Origin of the sequence: Aequorivita nionensis, assembly GCF_046352995.1 — a bacterium.
Classification (GTDB): Bacteria; Bacteroidota; Bacteroidia; order Flavobacteriales; family Flavobacteriaceae; genus Aequorivita; species Aequorivita nionensis.
Genome location: NZ_CP130281.1, coordinates 3,042,104 through 3,058,785 on the forward strand (window position 1 = coordinate 3,042,104; position 16,682 = coordinate 3,058,785).

Annotated in this window: 12 protein-coding genes; 5 read left to right on the forward strand and 7 right to left on the reverse strand. The window is 36.8% G+C overall.

What is annotated here, in order from left to right; all coding sequences use genetic code 11:
• Positions 1-66 precede the first annotated feature (66 nt).
• Positions 67-1,174, forward strand: a protein-coding gene (prfB, locus tag Q2U82_RS13925; RefSeq protein ID WP_410005458.1) for a peptide chain release factor 2 whose coding sequence is annotated in 2 segments (ribosomal slippage) — positions 67-129 and positions 131-1,174 — 1,107 coding nt in all. Because the reading frame shifts where the segments join, the coding sequence is not laid out codon by codon here.
• Between the two features lie 36 nt (positions 1,175-1,210).
• On the opposite strand, the gene Q2U82_RS13930 is transcribed toward prfB, so the two are convergent.
• The 5 genes from Q2U82_RS13930 to Q2U82_RS13950 all read right to left on the reverse strand — a co-directional run bounded on the left by Q2U82_RS13930 (position 1,211) and on the right by Q2U82_RS13950 (position 7,944).
• Positions 1,211-1,384: a DUF1328 domain-containing protein gene (locus Q2U82_RS13930; protein ID WP_410005459.1), complete on the reverse strand. Its 174-nt coding sequence runs from the start codon at positions 1,382-1,384 to the stop codon at positions 1,211-1,213.
• A gap of 99 nt (positions 1,385-1,483) precedes the next feature.
• Positions 1,484-3,214: a hypothetical protein gene (locus Q2U82_RS13935; protein WP_410005460.1), complete on the reverse strand. Its 1,731-nt coding sequence runs from the start codon at positions 3,212-3,214 to the stop codon at positions 1,484-1,486.
• A 2-nt stretch (positions 3,215-3,216) separates the two neighbouring features.
• Positions 3,217-4,428 carry a DUF4249 domain-containing protein gene (locus Q2U82_RS13940; protein ID WP_410005461.1) on the reverse strand — a complete coding sequence of 404 codons (1,212 nt, stop codon included), beginning with the start codon at positions 4,426-4,428 and terminating at the stop codon, positions 3,217-3,219.
• Between the two features lie 2 nt (positions 4,429-4,430).
• A complete protein-coding gene (locus tag Q2U82_RS13945) occupies positions 4,431-7,205 on the reverse strand; it encodes a carboxypeptidase-like regulatory domain-containing protein (RefSeq protein ID WP_410005462.1) in 2,775 nt (924 codons plus the stop codon).
• Between the two features lie 4 nt (positions 7,206-7,209).
• Positions 7,210-7,944 carry a hypothetical protein gene (locus tag Q2U82_RS13950; protein ID WP_410005463.1) on the reverse strand — a complete coding sequence of 245 codons (735 nt, stop codon included), beginning with the start codon at positions 7,942-7,944 and terminating at the stop codon, positions 7,210-7,212.
• A 144-nt stretch (positions 7,945-8,088) separates the two neighbouring features.
• Here Q2U82_RS13950 and Q2U82_RS13955 point away from each other — a divergent pair, with 144 nt between their 5' ends.
• The 3 genes from Q2U82_RS13955 to Q2U82_RS13965 all read left to right on the forward strand — a co-directional run bounded on the left by Q2U82_RS13955 (position 8,089) and on the right by Q2U82_RS13965 (position 11,553).
• Positions 8,089-8,565, forward strand: coding sequence for a hypothetical protein (locus tag Q2U82_RS13955; RefSeq protein WP_410005464.1), 477 nt, complete (start codon positions 8,089-8,091; stop codon positions 8,563-8,565).
• A gap of 69 nt (positions 8,566-8,634) precedes the next feature.
• Positions 8,635-8,976, forward strand: coding sequence for an arsenate reductase (glutaredoxin) (gene arsC / locus Q2U82_RS13960; RefSeq protein ID WP_410005465.1), 342 nt, complete (start codon positions 8,635-8,637; stop codon positions 8,974-8,976).
• Positions 8,977-9,060: 84 nt separating this feature from the next.
• On the forward strand, positions 9,061-11,553 hold the full coding sequence (locus Q2U82_RS13965) for a TonB-dependent receptor domain-containing protein (protein WP_410005466.1): 2,493 nt from the start codon (positions 9,061-9,063) through the stop codon (positions 11,551-11,553).
• 72 nt (positions 11,554-11,625) lie between these two features.
• Here the strand turns inward: Q2U82_RS13965 and Q2U82_RS13970 are convergent, their stop codons facing one another.
• Positions 11,626-11,793, reverse strand: a complete 168-nt coding sequence (locus Q2U82_RS13970; protein WP_410005467.1) for a hypothetical protein — start codon at positions 11,791-11,793, stop codon at positions 11,626-11,628.
• Positions 11,794-11,983: 190 nt separating this feature from the next.
• On the opposite strand from Q2U82_RS13970, the gene fumC reads away from it, so the two are divergent.
• Positions 11,984-13,369 (forward strand): class II fumarate hydratase, encoded by a 1,386-nt coding sequence (gene fumC, locus Q2U82_RS13975; RefSeq protein WP_410005468.1) that lies wholly within the window; start codon positions 11,984-11,986, stop codon positions 13,367-13,369.
• A gap of 82 nt (positions 13,370-13,451) precedes the next feature.
• Here the strand turns inward: fumC and ccsA are convergent, their stop codons facing one another.
• Positions 13,452-16,631: a cytochrome c biogenesis protein CcsA gene (ccsA, locus tag Q2U82_RS13980; protein WP_410005469.1), complete on the reverse strand. Its 3,180-nt coding sequence runs from the start codon at positions 16,629-16,631 to the stop codon at positions 13,452-13,454.
• Positions 16,632-16,682: the final 51 nt, after the last annotated feature.

Sequence of the window (16,682 nt, forward strand, 5' to 3'; positions counted from 1 at the left end):
AATTAGCCGAAAAATACTTCTCCCTCACAAAGTTAATAGTATTTTTGCTGAAATTCTTACCCCATTATGACCACAACAGACCAAATCAAAGACCTTAAGACACGGTTAGATGCCTTGAGGCACTATCTTTGACATTGCTGGCAAAAGCATAGAAATTACCAACGACGAAGAAAAAACATTTGACCCCAATTTTTGGAACAACCCGCGCGAAGCTGAGGCTTTTATGAAAGTGCTGCGCACCAAAAAGAAATGGGTCACCGACTACGAAACCGCTACAAATCTTACTGATGAAGCTGAAATCCTGCTCGAATTTTATAAAGATGGCGAAGGCAAAGCAGAGAATGTAACTATTGCTTATGAAAAGGCAGAAAGTGCAATTGAAGCTCTGGAATTCCGCAATATGCTTGGCGAAGAAGGCGATGATATGAGTGCCGTACTTCAAATTACAGCGGGTGCCGGCGGTACCGAAAGCTGTGATTGGGCACAAATGCTGATGCGGATGTATTTAATGTGGGCCCAGAAAAACGATTATAAAGTAAAAGAGCTCAACTTTCAGGCTGGTGATGTTGCTGGAGTGAAAACCGTTACATTGGAAATTGAAGGAGAGTACGCTTTCGGTTGGCTAAAAAGCGAAAACGGCGTGCACCGCTTGGTGCGTATTTCACCTTTTGATAGCAATGCGAAACGGCACACTAGTTTTGCAAGTGTTTATGTATATCCGTTGGTGGATGATACTATTGAGATTGAAATAAACCCAGCCGATATTTCCTGGGATTTTGCCCGAAGCAGTGGTGCTGGCGGTCAAAACGTAAACAAAGTGGAAACCAAAGCCATACTTACCCACCACCCTACAGGAATTGTTATTCACAACAGTGAAACCCGAAGCCAATTGGATAATCGCGAAAAAGCTATGCAAATGCTTAAATCGCAATTGTATGAAATTGAATTGCGGAAACAGCTTGCCCAACGCGCCGAAATTGAGGACAGTAAACTAGCCATAGAATGGGGCTCACAAATACGCAACTATGTTTTACACCCCTATAAACTCGTAAAAGACGTGCGTACCGCCCACGAAACTGGAAATACGGATGCAATGTTGGACGGCGAGATTGATGGATTCTTAAAAGCTTATTTGATGATGACTGGGCAGAAGGAAAAGTCGGATGAACTATAATTACTATTTATATTTTAAAACTTTAACTTGTAAATATTAACTGCGCTTTCTTCCCACAAAAAAATCTGAAGCCCAAAATATCAGCAATAACAACACGAATATTCCGCAAATATATTTTGCGGGCTCCAGCCCTCCATCACCAAGGCCAATGAAACCAATAACTCCAAAGACTATAGCCAAAATTATATATGTTGCTTTCCAGTGAAGCATAGGAAGAAAATAGGTTTTGGTTGTTTAATTGTTCGAATTAAAGTTAAAACAATTTTCCTTTAATTTTAACAAAAATGGAAACAATTTTAACACAAAACGTTAATTTTCATCTACTTTAAAATAGCTTTTAGCAGAAATAAATTGTCCAGAACCGGTATAACCTTCTATAGTTACTTCAAAGTCTCCTGAAACATCTGAAGTAAAAAAGGAAGTAGAATAACTTTCTTCTTCAAATGTCAGATCAGGTTTCCAAAGCAATTGCACCCTAAAATCCGGAATCCTTGAAAGTGCAGCTTTATTGTTATAGTCTGTTTTATACTGTACTTTTTTCTTGATAGCAGGAGGTAAATCCAGTTCTTTAACATTGCTTGATAAAGTAGGCACAAAATCTCCTTTTTTTGTTATCACGGAAATAATGCCGCTATATATTTTTGGGCCATAGCGGTAAGGCTGGGTAATCACTCGAATACTTTTTATTTCACGTGCGTTGTAGCTTAACAAATCTTCGTTGTTTTGAACTTGCATCCCATCCATAAGTACCAATGGTGGAATATCATTAAACTTAGCAACTCCATTTGGATTGTAGGCATTATTTACTGAAAACTTAATGTTTTCACCCGCACCACGAACTGCAGCTAATGTAACAACTTCAACAAATGTTTCCTTAACTGTGGGAAAACGTGTGTAATCATCCAACTGAAAGACTGTACCCAAGTTGTCGTAAAAAGCAGGATTTATTTTGTTGCTTAAAATGCTGTCTTTTTTAATATCAAAATAGGCATTCTCAATCTGAACTTGAATGCTTCGCTCTTGCAGCCAATCATTTAAATTAGCTTCCAACTTCAATATTTTTGGATCGCTTTCGCCCAAAATGAAATCATTTTTGTCCAAAACAAATGAATAGGTGTTTGAATCATTTTCAGAGTCGTTCAATTGTATAATACTTTTATCCGTATCATACCCTTCTGTTACCGAAAAGAAAAACCTTCCATTCGCATCGGTTTTTGCTATTTTAAAGACGAAATCCTTTCCTGGAATAGTGAGTGAAACCTCTTTGTTTTTTAACGGTTGGCCATCTCCGTTAGAAAGTAAAACTCCCGAAATTAGCTCGCCACGAATTTCTGGAACATAAAATATTCCCGAAGAAACATCTTTCACCTTTGTTTCAACCTTACCAGAAATTTCTATTGGATCTAATTTTCTAACTGAAAGAACGTAGTTTCCACCATTGTTATTTAAACGGTTTTCAAGACTTAAATTCACTTTTTCGCGAAAGCCATAAGATTGTTTATCTGAAGTGATTTTTATAGTTTCTTCATTGCTTTTTACATTAGAAAATTCTGAAGTACTTTTTGATGCAAATTTCACTTTAACCGTATCTGCCGTTTTCTTTATATCAGTGGGTTTTATAAAGGTATTTATAATGTAAATATTCTTTTTAAAATAGGCTTCTTGAAGGTTATTCCTTGAAAAATTGGTATAGCCAATAAGATTGTAAACACCTGACTTTAATGTGGAAGGAATAAAGAAATCTCCATTAGCCATTCCATCTTCAACTTTCAATTTATGGCTAAAAACAACGGAATCGCTCTCGTTTCTTAGGGAAACATACAATATTTTACTAAGCTTGCTTTCTTTATTTGCAGCATCAAGATTGAAGGCTTTGTATTGAAGCAACTCTCCTGCCAACAATACGTTTGAGTTTATAGAAAGTACAACCTTTTCTTTCGGGAAAACATTTATATCTTCAGACACATAATGTTTCGGAATTTGCGCTGTTGCCACAAAACCGAAAAAAATAAACAATACGAGTATTAGTTTTTTTGTCATATTCAATCTTCCCAAAAATCGGGTCTTACATTTGATGAAAAAGTGGTACATAAACCGCATTCTGGCTGTACAACTGTATAAAGAGTGCCTTGAGCCAATCTTATAACTTGATAATTTTTTAAAGTGATATAATAATATAATGCTTCTCGCTCATCTGGATCATTATCTAAAGTGGTATTATCGTTATAATCCAACACTAAAACCTCACAATCCACAAAATACGGTGGCTTTGGCAATCCAAAATCTCCATAGTTGAAATATATCCTCTTTGATGTCATGGAAGAAGCTTCAAAGAAGCCCAAAACCTTTTGATCTGGATTTGCTTCATAAATAATATTTCCTGCTACATAGCCAGGCTGGCCTTGAGACAATAAGCTTCCTACACTTCCTAGTTCTTTCACTATTTTATAAAAAGTATACGCTTCAACACTTTGCACATATTGTTTAACCAAAATACTATATCGTGTCTGTATTTTTGGATCAAGTTTTGAAAGATACCGAACTGGAAAATGAAAAACTCTATTTTCATTGAGCTCTGTAGTTGTAGTTTGCGTAATACCTGTGGAAATTTCGGAAGAATAACAAATTAGTTCTCGTTCTCGTTCTATAAGTTCCACATCATAGGTGCCGGTAGTTGGGTTGTAGTTTTTAATATTCGCTATGAAACGCGATGGATTAGGAGTTGTAATTTTATAAGTTTCTTCATATTCGTACCGAAAATATTTTGAATTCCCTGTAGGGTCTTCTGTATTTACCAAAACTTGTACGCCATCCTTATCATCAGTAGGGTCAACAATTCTTTCAGTATAAACTTCGTCCATTTCCACAACTGGCGGTAAAACAACGGAAGAGGAAGTGTAACGTTTTCCATCTTGAGTAACAATATTTAAAGTGTAGGAAGTATTGGGTTGGGCACGGAATGATTGATTTGAAATATAGAAGCCGGTGTCATTATCCTGAGAAAAACTAAAATTGTCTCCATTATTGCTAACAACGGTTACAGTTGCATTGTTTTCTATTAAAACCGAAGTGTCTTCAAGAGATGAAGTTCTACTGAGTTTTACAATCTGTGGCTTCAATTCATCGGTAATGGTGCTTTCCACCACCAAAACGTTTTCATAGTTAACCGTTTCTATTTCATAGGGTTCGGTGCAACCCATTTGAAAAAGAAGTATTCCGAATAATAGTGTAAATAAAATCCTTGTCTTCATCATCCTTAAAACTTAAAGTTATACGTTATGGTTGGAACTGGCACAGAAAATATTGAGGTTTGATATGCTTTTATCTGTCCTTCCTCATTCACAAAAAATACAGAATAGGGATTGTTCCTTCCCAAAACATTATAGACCGAAATATTAATAAAACTGTGTGCTAATTTTTTCAACTTGTGATTGCCTTCAATATTTACACCCAAATCAAGCCTGTAATAATCTGGAATGCGGAATTCATTACGGTCACTGTATAGTACCTGTTCTTCGCCAGCAATAACATATCGGCCAATTGGGTATGTAATTGGGCGTCCTGTTTGATATGTAAAATTCCCTGAAAAGCTGAAACGTTTGGTAAGTTTATAGTTTGCAACCACCGAAAAATCGTGAGGTTTATCATAATTTGCAGAGAAAAACTCACCATTATTAACACGTTCCTGCATAAGCTGGCTATCTAATTTCACTAATGAGCGTGAATAGCTATAGCCCAAATATCCATTGAAACGTCCTGAATTCTTTTTCACAAGAAACTCAACACCGTAGGCTTTTCCTTCACCTTGAAGGAGTTCCGTTTCAAGATCTTCATTTAAAATTAACTGTGCGCCTATTTTATAATCCAAAAGGTCTGACATTGTTTTGTAATATCCTTCAATACTGAATTCCACATCTTTTCCTGAAAGATTTTTGAAGAACCCCAAACTATATTGATTGGCGCGTTGTGGTGCAATGTTTAAATCTGAAAGCTTCCAAATATCCGTTGGAGATTGCGTGGTGTTTGTTGATAGTAAATGCAGATATTGAATAGTTCTGTTGAAACCGGCCTTGACTGAAAAATCGTTCCCCAATAAATAACGGGCTGAAATTCTGTATTCAGGACCACCGTATGTTTTTATGGATTCGTTGTTGCCATATTCTTTTACCTCAATTATAGAACTTTCGCTTTTTGGAACCCCATCTTCATAAACGTTTTGGGTTGCTGGGCCAAGTGCCGAATAAAAAGAGTAACGCAAGCCTAAATCGAAAAGTAATTTATCAGTAACTTCAAATAAATCTGCGAGATAAACGGCAGATTCCAGTCCTTTTTCACGATCAATTGTTTTTGCTTTCACATCAGAATTTGCCCCGATTGGTTCAATATTTCCAGGATCAATAGTATATAATTTACTGCTGAGGCCATAGCTAAGCTTGTGTTTGTTGCTCAATTTATAATTGAAATTAAGCTTGGCTTGATATTCGTTCAGTTCATATCCAAAATCGAAATTCTCATTGGCATCAGCTTCATAATTGATTCCATATTTGTATTGGCTGCTTACCAAAATGAGTTCTGCCCTACTCTTTTCACTGAAGTTATGGCCGTATTTTAAGGAAATCAAACGGTTATTGTAGTCAAATATAGAATCTGATGTTATGCTGAAACGGTCTTTGCTGAAGTAAAATGTACCTTGAATGTTGTTTTTATCGTCAATATTATGTTTGTATTTCACGATGCCATCATAAAAGGAAGCTTCGCTGTTTTTCAGTTCCTCTTCGTCTAGGCTTCTTAAAATCCAATCGGAATAAGTAGCTCTAAATCCAGTAATCACAGACGCTTTTCCCTTTACTACGGGAACTTCCACAGCCAGATTTGCGGTTATTGGCCCCACGGAACCTTCGCCTTTAAACTTTTCCATATCGCCCGATTTGGTTTCAATGTCAAAAACCGAGGAAAGTCTTCCGCCGTATTCAGCAGGAATGCTGGCTTTATAAATTTCCAAACTCCCAGTTGTAAATGGATTTACCGCCGAAAAGAAGCCCAAAAAGTGTGATGGATTATATAGTACGGCATCATCCAACAAAATTAGGTTTTGGTCAGCACGACCCCCGCGAACGTTAAAACCGCTGGAGCCTTCACCTGTTGTTTTTATTCCAGGCATAGTTGTGGCTACTTTTAAAATATCACGCTCGCCCAAAACTAATGGAATGGTTTTTATTGCTTCAATGTCTATATTGGTAACGCCTACAACGGCATCGCGCACATTGGCGTCTTTTTTCGATTTAACTACCACTTCTTCCAAAGATTCAGTGTTTTCCCGCAATTCTATATTAAGTGAGCCATCGCCGTACATAATAACATCTTGACGTATCTTTTCAAAACCCAAGAGGTTTGTTTCAAGTTTGTTCAAACCATATGGAAGACGAATGCTAAAATGACCGTCAGCATCCGTTACGGCATACTTGGTTCTATCAGTAGTTGATATGGAAAGATTTTGCAGTGGTTCGCCTGTTTTTGAATTTTTAAAAACACCTGTGAGCACATAGGTTTTGTTTGCAGCATTAGGACGCTGTTTTCCTATAGTTACCAATTTTCTTTGTTGAACGGTTTGCCTTTCAGTATATTCTTCTTGAAAAATTGGAGCATTATTGTTTTGTTCAATCACCTTTTCGTCAGGCTTTGCTTCGTTGAAATAGTCTGATGGCAATTCTGTGTAAACGTATGTATTATTCAATAGAATTACATTTCCGTCCTTTAAAACAAAATTGATGTTTGTATTGCTAAAAATTCCATCCAGAACTTTTCTGAGAGACTCATTTTCAAAAGTTTTTGTTACGAAATAACCTTTCAACCAAGATTCATCAAAATAGAACTTTTTATTTGAAAGAGTTTCAACTTTTAAAACCGCTTCTTTTAAAGATGTATTGTTGAAAGATGCCGTTATGTTTTGCTCGGTTTGCGCAAACAAACCAATAGAACTCAATAAAAATATAGCGATGGCAAAAAATCTATTTCGCATAAAAAGTTTCATCTATTTATTGTTGGATTTTTTCAATTTCTAGCCCATCAAGATATTTCACCAGTTTAATCATAAAACTGTCAGGGTTTGATTTATAAAGGATTTTATAGGTCTTGTAAAAATTGCGTATTTCTTCTTGTTTTTGAGGAAGCAATTTCCGAAGCTCTCTTTCTGAGCTAATAACTGTGTAGTTATCACTATTCTTCAATACATAAAAATCAGCTTCAGAAAATTTATATTGTATTCCACTCTTCAAAGGCTTGTCTTTTTTCTTTTTGGTGTGTTTAATATAAAGATCCAGATTATTTCCTATGTAGGCAGCTTCAAAATAACCATTAGCTGCTAGACCCAAATTGGTATCTGCCAATCTAATAAAGTTGCAGTTGTAAATGGAAAAAGACTCAACAAATTCTGGAATCAATTTCACATTGAAAATGCTCAAATTATCATCAGAACGCGTTAGTAAATTATCGTCTAAAAGATCGTATTTCAAAAATACATTTACATAATATTGGCCGTTATAAGTTACAGAGCCCTTAACATAATCAAAACCATTAAAGTATCTATAAGTTCCGTCGGTGTTTAAAAACAGATCCGTGAACTCTGTTCCGTTGAACAGACCAGTATTGTCCAGACCAACTATATCATCATAGGTTTCGTATATTTTGTCTTGAGAGTTGATTTGGGAAAACGCCCCGATTCCAACGAGAAGAAAGAGCGAAAAAGAAAGAAGCGTTTTTTTATATACCATTTTTATTTTTTGCGATTTTAAAAGTACATAAAATTGGTTCTCATTTGAAAAAAAGAGTTGTTAAACCTTCAAATAAATTTATTATCAATAATTTTTAATCGATTATTGAATATCAATGGTATTTTTACTTCCAACTAATTTTTCATGAAAGCCGCATCATTAAAAGAAATAAAAACCGAACTCAACCAGCGTTCCACACAAGAATTGTTGGAGCTTTGCCTTCGACTTTCAAGATTTAAAAAGGAAAACAAGGAACTGCTCACCTATTTATTGTTTGAATCTGAAGACGAAGCAGCTTTCATACAAAGCATTAAAAATAAAGTAGATGAAGATTTTGAAACCATCAACACCAAGACTTTTTACCTTATAAAAAAGAGCATTCGCAAAGTTTTGCGGGAGCTGAAAAAATTTATCCGCTATTCGCAAAACAAAGAAACCGAAGTGGAACTCCTGCTTTATTTTTGTCACAAGCTGAAAGATTTCAAACCTTCTATAAAACGGAATACAACACTCACCAATCTATACAATAGGCAAATTGATTACATTTCAAAAAAAGTGAAAGCGCTACACGAAGATTTGCAGTATGATTATGAGTTGGAATTGAAAGAACTGGGGCCTTAAGCTCGAAAGGGAAAAATTAAAATTTTCAACTTATAACTTTAGCTTTTTACTTTAAACTTAAAAAAAAATATGACAACATTATACCACAACCCACGCTGCAGTAAATCACGTGAAGCCCTTCATCTTTTGGAAGAAGAAGGCGAAACCATAGAAATTGTAAAATATCTTGATACTCCGCCCACCCATCAAGAGTTAAAGCAAGTAATAGAACTTTTAGATATTAAACCAATTGCACTAATTAGAACTCAAGAAGCTGATTGGAAACAAAACTACAAAGACAAAAATCTTACCGACGAACAAATAATTGATATAATGGTTCAAAACCCAAAGCTGATAGAGCGCCCAATCGCCATTAAAGGCACCCATGCAGTAATTGGCAGACCGCCAAAAAAGGTGCTGGATATTTTATAGGTTTGTTTTTTTTATTTAACAGAAATTTAGCAGTTTCCAATTAAACCACGGCTATTTTCGTGGGTCAAAATTGCTAAAAATTACATGAAAATTATTCTCTCTATTCTGTTCATATTTGCCACGGTTATAGTAGTGGCTCAAAATCCTGAAAAAAAACAAATTACAGTTAAAGGAACTATTCTTGAAGAAGGTACAGACTATCCATTAGAGTATTCCACAGTATCATTCATAAACAAGCAAGGCAAGGTTGTTACTGGCGGAATTACAGATACAGAGGGTAAATTCACTATTGATCTACCGGCAGGCGTTTATACTGTTAAATATGAATTTATTTCATATAAAACCAAAGAGGTCCCGAACCAAAACCTAACTAAAAATACCACCCTACCAACCGTTAAATTAGCTTTGGACGCCGCCAGTCTAGACGAAGTTGTTGTTAGAGCCGAAACAACCGAGGTGCAAATTAGACTCGATAAAAAAATATACAATATTGGTAAAGATCTTACCGCAGGCGGCGCAACCGTTAGTGATGCATTAAACAACGTTCCTTCAGTAACAGTAGATGTTGATGGTGCCATTGCATTACGAGGAAATGATAACGTTAAAATACTTATCAACGGAAAACCATCTGCAATTGCCGGTTTTGGCTCTACGGATGCACTGCGACAGCTTCCTGCCGAAGCTATTGAGAGAGTTGAAGTAATTACATCGCCTTCCGCCCGATATGATGCCGAAGGAACTGCTGGGATTTTAAATATCATTCTTAAAAAAGAAAAGACGCTTGGCCTTAATGGCTCACTTAGCACAAGTATTGGCGTTCCTCTTAATAGTAATGCTTCAGGAAATATAAACTTAAGAACAGATAAGTTCAATATTTTTAATACAACTGGGGTTTATTATAGAAATAGTCCCGGAAAAGCTTTTTTCAACAATAATTATTTTTCCAGAACTTCTATTGATAGTCTTGGAAACCCAATTACAATTGATCCAAAATATGACCAGGTTATAGAAAATAGAAAATATGACCGAATGGGAAAAGGTTTCAATACCAACTTGGGTATCGAATATTTTTTAAGTGACCGATCATCAGTTACGGCTAGCGCTTTTTACCGCAAAGGAGATGGCAATGACGAAACTACCAACAATACGTTCAACTACAACGACAATAACGTTGAACAACAGATCACGAGAATTGAGAAAGAAGGCGAAGATGACGAAACCTATCAATTATCATTGAATTACGTAAATGAATTTAACGATAACGGCCACAAGCTTACCGCCGATTTTCAATATGAGAACGATACGGAAACCGAAACATCCTTTATCACGGAAAGACTTATTTTTCCAAGCATTGATCCACTGCCTGCAGAAGATATAATTCAAAAAGAAGACCAGAAAGAATATTTAGCGCAAGTAGATTATGTACTTCCCATAGGTGAAAATGCACAGTTTGAAGCTGGCTATCGCGGTAATTTTGAAGAATCTGTTACGGACTATACTTTATTTGAGGAAGATGGTATTTCAGGAAATTTTATAAGAAATGATAGCATTTCAAATATTTTCACCTATAACGAAAACGTACACGCCTTTTATTCACAATATGGAAATAAATTAGGAAAATTTTCTTTCCTGTTAGGGCTTCGTTTGGAAAATACTCAATTAAAGGGAAAAGTTGATGCTGAAAATATTTCTGGCAACACTGTTTTCGACTTAAATTTTGATAAAAACTACACGGGTCTTTTTCCAACAGTAAATCTTACCTATGAATTGAAGGAAAATGAAAACATAACACTTGGTTACAACAGACGTATAAACAGACCGCGAAACTGGTTCATCAATCCTTTTCCATCACGTGCAAGTGAAGCTAATGTATTCCAAGGAAATCCAGACTTGGATCCTGCATACGCAAGCGCTTTTGATTTGGGATATTTAAAGCGTTGGAAAAAACTTACTTTAACATCCTCTATCTATTATCAGTACGAAACCGATGCTTTTGAAAGAGTGCAAGAGGAAACCGGAGAAGTAACCAGCAATGGAATTCCCGTAATCCGTACTATTCCTATAAACCTTTCCACCAACGAACGTTATGGTTTTGAATTTGGGCTACTTTATAATCCTACCAAATGGCTTAACCTGAACGGAAGTTTCAACTACTTTCTTTTCAAAACAGAAGGGTTCTATAACAATATAGATTACGGTGCCGAAAACACTAGTTATTTTGGGCGTTTCAGCAGTAAAGTGAAACTTCCCGCAAAAATTGAATGGCAAACCAACGCATTTTACAGAGGCCCATCCAACAATTCCCAAACAGAATCTGAAGGCATTCTCTCCATTGATATGGCAATGAGCAAAGACATTATGAACGACAACGGCACTTTAGCATTAAATGTTAGTGATTTGCTCAACAGTAGAAAAAGAAATAGCCTAACTACTACAGATTCATTTACCAGTGAAAGTGAATTTCAATGGAGACAGCGCCAAGTTACACTAACCTTCACCTATCGTTTCAATCAAAAGAAACAACGTCAGCGCCCTGAAAGAAATGGCGGCGAAGATGAAGGTGGTTTTGAAGGTTAAACCGAGATTAATTGCAAATAAAAAAAGGGAACCAATTTGGTTCCCTTTTTTTTATATCTGTAAGTTGTGAAGTTACGATTTCAATTTTTTCTTTTCTTCACGCTTCATTTTCCAATTCTCATAAAGTGAGCCACCTATCCAATATGGAAGAATGCTAACTAAAAATATCATTAACCAAAAACCCATAGTAAGTATGATTAAAAAAGCAAGAAATCCTAAATATTGTTCAAATGTAAACATGATGTGGCGTTTTTAAAATGATGGTTCAAAGATAAAAGGTTTTTTTGTAAAACAACAACAAAAATTCCTGATTTATTCACAACAAATAAACAGCCGTGCGGGTTGAACAACTTTTGGCTTTTCGCTACCTTTGCATCAAAATAAAAGCTTTGAAAAAAAGTTCAATTAATTCAAAATAAACCATTTCACAATGCAATACAGAATAGAGAAAGACACTATGGGCGAGGTAAAAGTACCTGCCGATAAATTGTGGGGCGCACAAACAGAGCGTTCTTTTGAAAATTTTAAAATCGGTCCAAAAGCTTCTATGCCTTTGGAAATAATATATGGTTTTGCATATCTAAAAAAAGCAGCGGCATATACTAATTGTGAACTTGGCGTGCTTTCCGAGGAAAAAAGAGATTTGATTGCAAAAGTGTGCGATGAAATTTTGGACGGAAAACACGACGATCAGTTTCCGCTAGTAATTTGGCAAACTGGAAGTGGCACACAAAGCAATATGAATGTGAACGAAGTAATTGCGAACCGCGCACACCAACTTGCTGGAAAAACTATCGGAGAGGGAGAAAAAACTCTTCAGCCGAATGATGATGTAAACAAATCGCAATCCTCAAACGATACTTTCCCAACAGGAATGCACATTGCTGCCTATAAAAAATTGATTGAAACTACAATTCCAGGCGTTGAGCAACTTCAAAAAACGCTTTCAAAAAAAGCTGAGGAATTCAAAAGCGTTGTAAAAATTGGCCGTACCCATTTTATGGACGCCACTCCCCTAACCCTTGGGCAGGAATTCAGTGGATATGCCGCTCAACTTAATCACGGAATTAAAGCTCTTAAAAACACACTTCCACATTTGGCGGAACTCGCTTTGGGTGGAACTGCTGTTGGAACAGGCTTGAATACTCCAAAAGGCTACGACGTAAAAGTTGCTGAATACATTGCGAAATTTACAGATTTGCCTTTTATTACTGCAAAAAACAAGTTTGAAGCACTTGCCGCGCACGATGCTTTTGTGGAAAGCCACGGCGCGTTAAAGCAATTGGCAGTTTCACTAAATAAAATAGCAAATGACGTGCGTATGCTTGCAAGCGGTCCAAGAAGTGGAATTGGTGAAATAAACATTCCTGCAAACGAGCCTGGTTCCTCTATTATGCCTGGAAAAGTTAACCCAACCCAATGTGAAGCTTTAACAATGGTCAGTGCTCAAGTTATTGGAAACGATATGGCTATTGCCGTTGGCGGAATGCAAGGCCAATTTGAACTGAACGTTTTTAAACCTGTTATGGCTGCAAACTTCCTCCAGTCAGCGCAATTGATTGGTGATGCCTGTATTTCTTTTGATGTTCACTGCGCACAAGGAATTGAGCCCAATTACGAAGTAATCAAAAAACAATTGAACAACAGTTTGATGCTCGTAACTGCATTAAATCCAAAAATAGGGTATTATAAAGCTGCTGAAATAGCAAACACCGCCCACAAGAACGGAACTACTTTAAAAGAAGAAGCCGTTAACCTTGGCTATGTAACTGCGGAAGAGTTTGACGAATGGGTTAAGCCAGAGGATATGATCTAATTTATTAAAGATTTTAGGTTTTTTATACCACGAATTCACGAAATGTCATTTAACATTATTCGTGAATTCGTGGTTTTATATTTTATGCTTTTGACTTCTTCTTCCCATAAAACTTCTTATACCTAAAATACGATACAACGCTAAGAATCACTGCGAAGATTACAATATACCAAACAAATGTTGGAGTAGCAGGCGCATCGCCGCTTGCATAACTATGCAGACCGCTTAAGTAGAAATTCACACCAAAATAGGTCATCATAATGGAAGCGTAGGCGAAAAGTGCGAACACATTGAATGTCCAACGCCCACGTAATCCGGGAACCAACCTGGCGTGAATTACAAAGGCATATACCATAATACTGATTAGTGCCCAAGTTTCCTTTGGATCCCAGCCCCAGTAACGCCCCCAACTTTCGTTGGCCCATTGACCTCCCAAAAAGTTTCCGATGGTCAGCAACACTAAGCCAGCCGTCAATGCCATTTCGGTAACAACGGTCAATTCGCTGATGTTGATTTCCATTCGTTTATAATTACCTTTTGTGGTGAAAATCATAAGAAAAAGGGATGTTATGGCTAAGATCATTCCGAGGGTAAAAGGTCCGTAACTCATAACAATTACCGCCACGTGTATCATCAACCAATAGCTGTCCAAAACTGGCTGTAGGTTCGCTATGGAAGGATCCAACCAGTTTTCATGCGCAACCCAAAGGATGATTGCACCAACAAAGGCTGTTGATGCCACGGTCAAATCACTTTTTCGGCCAAAAGCCAGACCGAAAAAGACCGTTGCCCAAGCCACATAAACCACAGATTCATAGGCATCGCTCCAAGGCGCGTGGCCACTAACATACCAACGTAGCGCTAAACCAAGTGTCATTAATGTAAAGAAAACCCACATTAGTACTTTTGAACTCTTTATGAGCACTCGCAATATTTTCCTGTCTTTGAAAAGCTGTGCGATTATAAAGACAAACATCAAAATACCGAATATTGCGAAATATTTGTAGAGTCGGTTGAAGATATCTACTTTGTTGTAAATGGTCTCCGCACGAAGCTTGTTTTCTGAAGGCATTACTTCTTTTCCATATTTCTTTTGAAAATTGGTAATGCTTTCCAGTAATTCATCAGCCTGTTTATAATCGCCATTTTCACGTGCTTTCTTTAAACTATCGAAATACAGCGGGAGAATATTTTTGGCATACAACGAATCCATTCCCTTCAAATTCGCATCACCCAGTTCTGGGTATGACACCCACTTGTTGCCTTCATCTTCAGGAATCGGGAATATTTTTAGAATACTTCCGCTTAAAGCAGCATTAAGCAATGAAAAGTTTTCGTGCGCTTTTATAAAATCCTTTTGGAATTGGTTGGGATTTGTGGTACGTGTGGCAGCTTCCAAATACGGCTCTAATTTATAGTTCCCTCTTTCGTCAAAAAGGTCCAATAGCGCTATATCTTTCTGTCCATCGGGCACCCCAGCTACATGACGAATACTATCATTGCCTCTTTTTAAGGCAATTAGCGGTACTTCAACCCAAAGTCTTGGGAATTCCGTCATTGAAATAAAAACCTGATTTGCGTCCAGACCTTCGTAACTATCGCTTCGGCTTATTTTCCGCAATAATTCACTTGCAAAAGTGTTGATAGGCTTCATCCGACCATTGTCTTGAATTATCAAATGCCCAAACTTTGCCGCGTGTTCCTTACTAACAGCATTCGCTTTTATCAATGAATCTATTTGTTGTTTGGGAACCGCTGTGTGTGCTGGCTCTTTAATTTCTTGAGCCATACCTGAAAGTGAGACTAAAAACACCAATAGCATTGTCATTTTAGCCTTCTTTTTCTTAATACGATTCAGGATTTTTTCTAAATTTTTAAAACGGCTGCCTTTAAAGAAAAGGATTCCCATTAAACCTATATATAGGAAAAAATAACCTATATAAGTAATCCACGTTCCCCACAAATCATGGTTTACGGAAAGTATAGTTCCTCCTTCATCGGGGTCAAAACCTGATTGAAAAAAACGATAGCCATGATGGTCAAGAACGTTGTTCATAAAAATGTCTGCATCAAAATGGGTTTTGTCAGCATCAATAACAGTCACCTTGCTTTTAAAAGATGAATATCCTTTTTCAGTTCCAGGATATTTTTCAGCAATAAAATCGTTCAAAGTGATACTAAAAGGTAGGTCAATACTTTCAGAACCGTAGCCTGAATATACCTTCAAACCTGCAATTTCAGTTTCGGTGGGATTGATCGCCGTGCCTCTTCCACCTAAAAGTTCCACCGTTTTGGTTTCGCCTTTTGAAGAAATTTCAAGAATCAGGGCGTCTTGATTTGCAGGTTCCCCAGCTCCTGCTTTCACTATACCATAATTTCCTTTGGTAATGGGTTCTGGCACTACAAACGAAATTCCGCCCATTCGGTAAAGCGAGCGCAAGTTGAAAGGCTGCACACTATCTGCAACTACTTCTCCTTGAGATTGATCTGCCATTATCATATAATTTCCTTCAAAAGGACTGGAAATAGAATATTTTCCGTCTTCGGAATAAGTAATGTTTATTGCGCCATTTGTAGGTTTGTTTATTGCGAAAAGAATATTGTGAATATCAGAAACCTCACCTACTTTCACCCAATGGTCGTGTCGCTCCCCATCTCCAGATTCAACTATTTTTAGGTATTCCTCGCCATTTTCAGATTTTGTTAATCCCTCAATTGCACCCTTGATAAAGCTTTTGAACTTAATGGTTACGGGTTGGCCATTATAATCAGTATTTATCGTGAAATCATTATTAAGTTTTTCGGAAAGCCTTAGCTTTTTTGGTTTCAGTTTTCTGCGCTGCGCAACGCCATCAACCATATAATCACCATCAATAAAGATATCTAAATAGGCTTGGTCTGAAAGGATTGAACTTTCTGTTTGTCCTTCACGAATGTGCATTATACCTTCAAAACCTATATATCTAGTAACAAAAGCTCCAACAATGACCAAAATAAAGGCCAAGTGCAACATCAACGAAGCCCACATTTCGCGCTTGTGAAGATTATATCTAAAAATATTACCAACAAAGTTGATTACAAAAAGTAGCATTATGGCCTCAAACCACCAAGCATTATATATTAGCTCTCTGGTATAGGGCGTAGGCGGACTTTGTGAATCTGCGTCCATAAATGTTCCCGCTGCCATAGCGACTGCAAAAACGATAAATAAAACGGCTGTTAAACGAGTGGAGAAAAGAACGGAAGCAATCTTTTTTTGCATTATAGGGAATTTTGGCGCAAATTTAGGGAATTACGACCATTTAAGCTACTT

Coding starts and splice junctions, on each gene's coding strand:
- Q2U82_RS13930 (WP_410005459.1), bottom strand. CDS start 1,384: ATGCTTCACTGGAAAGCAACATATATAATTTTGGCTATAGTCTTTGGA.
- Q2U82_RS13935 (WP_410005460.1), bottom strand. CDS start 3,214: ATGACAAAAAAACTAATACTCGTATTGTTTATTTTTTTCGGTTTTGTG.
- Q2U82_RS13940 (WP_410005461.1), bottom strand. CDS start 4,428: ATGATGAAGACAAGGATTTTATTTACACTATTATTCGGAATACTTCTT.
- Q2U82_RS13945 (WP_410005462.1), bottom strand. CDS start 7,205: ATGAAACTTTTTATGCGAAATAGATTTTTTGCCATCGCTATATTTTTA.
- Q2U82_RS13950 (WP_410005463.1), bottom strand. CDS start 7,944: ATGGTATATAAAAAAACGCTTCTTTCTTTTTCGCTCTTTCTTCTCGTT.
- Q2U82_RS13955 (WP_410005464.1), top strand. CDS start 8,089: ATGAAAGCCGCATCATTAAAAGAAATAAAAACCGAACTCAACCAGCGT.
- arsC (WP_410005465.1), top strand. CDS start 8,635: ATGACAACATTATACCACAACCCACGCTGCAGTAAATCACGTGAAGCC.
- Q2U82_RS13965 (WP_410005466.1), top strand. CDS start 9,061: ATGAAAATTATTCTCTCTATTCTGTTCATATTTGCCACGGTTATAGTA.
- Q2U82_RS13970 (WP_410005467.1), bottom strand. CDS start 11,793: ATGTTTACATTTGAACAATATTTAGGATTTCTTGCTTTTTTAATCATA.
- fumC (WP_410005468.1), top strand. CDS start 11,984: ATGCAATACAGAATAGAGAAAGACACTATGGGCGAGGTAAAAGTACCT.
- ccsA (WP_410005469.1), bottom strand. CDS start 16,631: ATGCAAAAAAAGATTGCTTCCGTTCTTTTCTCCACTCGTTTAACAGCC.